Origin of the sequence: Streptomyces spongiae, assembly GCF_009377185.1 — a bacterium.
GTDB classification, from domain to species: Bacteria; Actinomycetota; Actinomycetes; order Streptomycetales; family Streptomycetaceae; genus Streptomyces; species Streptomyces spongiae.
This window is the reverse complement of record NZ_VJZC01000927.1, coordinates 1-2,495: the sequence shown is the minus strand read 5'-3', so window position 1 is coordinate 2,495 and position 2,495 is coordinate 1. Positions and strand designations below refer to the sequence as shown.

Annotated in this window: 1 protein-coding gene; it reads left to right on the top strand. The window is 76.8% G+C overall.

What is annotated here, in order from left to right; all coding sequences use genetic code 11:
• Positions 1–126 precede the first annotated feature (126 nt).
• The coding region (locus tag FNH08_RS48770) for a BTAD domain-containing putative transcriptional regulator (RefSeq protein ID WP_228034838.1) at positions 127–2,495 on the top strand (2,369 nt) is incomplete at its 3' end.

The following is a 2,495-nucleotide window of genomic DNA, read 5'->3' as shown; positions in this document are numbered from 1 at the left end:
GGGGAGGAGGGGGCGGGTGGCCGTGCGGCGTTGGGCCGGAATGTGCCTTCCGCATGTGTCCTGGATGAGGGTAATGAATGGGCAATCAGTGGGGGATCTGTGAGAAACGGCGGCCCGGGGGGCCTCATGCGCATCCACGTACTCGGGCCGGTCGATGTCCGGCGCGACGGTGTACGCCTCGACCTCGGCTCACCCCAGCGTCGTGCGGTCCTGGCCCTGCTGGCCGTGGCCCGCGGACAGCGACTGCCGTTCTCCGGGCTCGCGGACGCCCTGTGGGGCGAGCGGCCCCCGGCGAGCGCGGCGAACGTCATCCAGACACACATCAAGCACCTGCGCCGTCTGCTGGAGCCCGGCCGGCCGGCTCGCGCCCCGAGCGTCGTGCTGCCCCGGCTCGGTGACGGGTACGCGCTGCGCGTCCCGTACGACGCCATCGACCTGCTGCGCTTCCGCGACCTGGTCGCCTCGGCGGAGACCGCGCGGCGGGACGGCGACCAGGAGCGGGCCGCGGTGCTGCTCGCCGACGCGCTCGCCCTGTGGCAGCAACCACCGCTCGCCGACCTGCCGTTCCTCGCCGCCCACCCGACGGTGGTCGCCCTGGCGGGGGAGCGCCGCGGCACGATCGCCCAGTACGGCGACGTCATGCTCGCGGCGGGCAGGGGCGCCGACGTCCTGCCCGTCCTGGAGGAGGCCGCGGTCGCCCAGCCGCTGGACGAGGACGCCCAGGCCCGGCTCATCCGGGCGTACGAGGCCGTCGGGCGCCGGGACCGGGCGGTCGCCGTGTACCGCCGCAGCCGCCGCCGACTGGCCGACGAACTCGGCGTGGACCCCGGCCCCGAACTGTCCGGCGCCTACGCGGCGTTGCTGCGCAGCCACCCCGTACCTGCCGCGACCACGACCACGACTGCGACTGCGACCGCGAGCGCCGATGGACACACCCCTGAGCGAAGACCGGGCCCCGCTCCGGCCCCCGCCCCGACGGCTGTCCCGCTCCCCGCTCAGTTACCCGCCGATGTGCCCGACTTCTCCGGCCGGGACGCGGAGCTGGCGGCACTCGACCGGCTGCTGACCGGCACCGAGGTCAGTCCCACGGCCGTGGCCGTCACGGTGGTCTCCGGTACGGCCGGGGTGGGGAAGACCGCGCTGGCCGTCCACTGGGCACACCGGACGCGGCACCGCTTCCCCGACGGCCAGCTCTACGTCAACCTCCGCGGCTACGACCCGGACCGGCCCATGCCGCCCGGCGACGCCCTCACCCGGTTCCTCACGGTGCTCGGGGTGCCGGGCGACGCGATCCCGCTCGACGTGGACGAGCGCGCGAGCCGGTACCGGAGCGAGACGGCGGGCCGCCGGATGCTGGTGGTCCTGGACAACGCCCTGTCCGAGGAACAGGTTCGCCCGCTGCTGCCCGGCTCGTCGTCCTGCGCCGTCGTGGTCACCAGCCGCAACAGCCTGGTCGGCCTCGTGGCGCTGAACGGCGCCCGCCGCGTCACCCTCTCCCCGCTCCCGATGCCCGAGGCGGTCGCCCTGCTGCGGACGCTCGTCGGCCCGCGCGCCGCAGCCGAGCCGGCCGCGACCGCCGCCCTCGCCGAGCAGTGCGCACGATTACCGCTGGCGCTGCGCATCGCCGCCGAACTCGCCGGCGCCCGCCCGTCGCCGGCGCTCGCCGAGCTGGTGGCGGAACTGGCCGACCAGCAGCGGCGCCTCGACCTCCTCGACGCGGGCGGCGACCGCCGCGCGGCCGTGGAGGCGGTCTTCTCCTGGTCCTACCAACGCCTCCCGGCACCGGCCGCCCGCACCTTCCGCCTCCTGAGCCTGCATCCCGGCCCGGAGACCGACGCATTCGCCGTGGCAGCCCTGACCCCCGCCCCCGACGCCTCGCCGCCTGCGGCTCACGGCACCTCCGACGCCTCGCCGTCGGCGGTCTACGGTGCCCCCGGCGCCTCGCCGTCGGCGGTCTACGGTGCCCCCGGCGCCTCGCCGTCGGCGGTCTACGGTGCCCCCGGCGCCTCGCCTTCAACGGCCCGTCGCGCTTCCGACGCCTCGTCGCCTGCGGCTCACGGCACCCCCGGCGCCTCGCCGTCGGCGGTCTACGGTGCCCCCGGCGCCCCGCTGCCGACGGCCCGCCGTGTCTCCGACGCCTCGTCGCCTGCGGCTCACGGCACCTCCGACGCCTCGCCGTCGGCGGCCCACGGCACCTTTAGCGCCTCGCCTTCAACGGCCCGTCGCGCTTCCGACGCCTCGTCGCCTGCGGCTCACGGCACCCCCGGCGCCCCGCCGTCGGCGGTCTACGGTGCCCCCGGCGCCCCGCTGCCGACGGCCCGCCGTGTCTCCGACGCCTCGTCGCCTGCCGCCTACGGCACCTCCGACGCCTCGCTGCCGACGGCCCGCCGCGTCTCCGACGCCCCGCCTCCAACGGTCCGCCGCGCTTCGGACGCCTCGTCGCCTGCGGTCCACGGCACTCCCGGCGCCTCGCCGTCGGCGGCCCACCGCGTCTC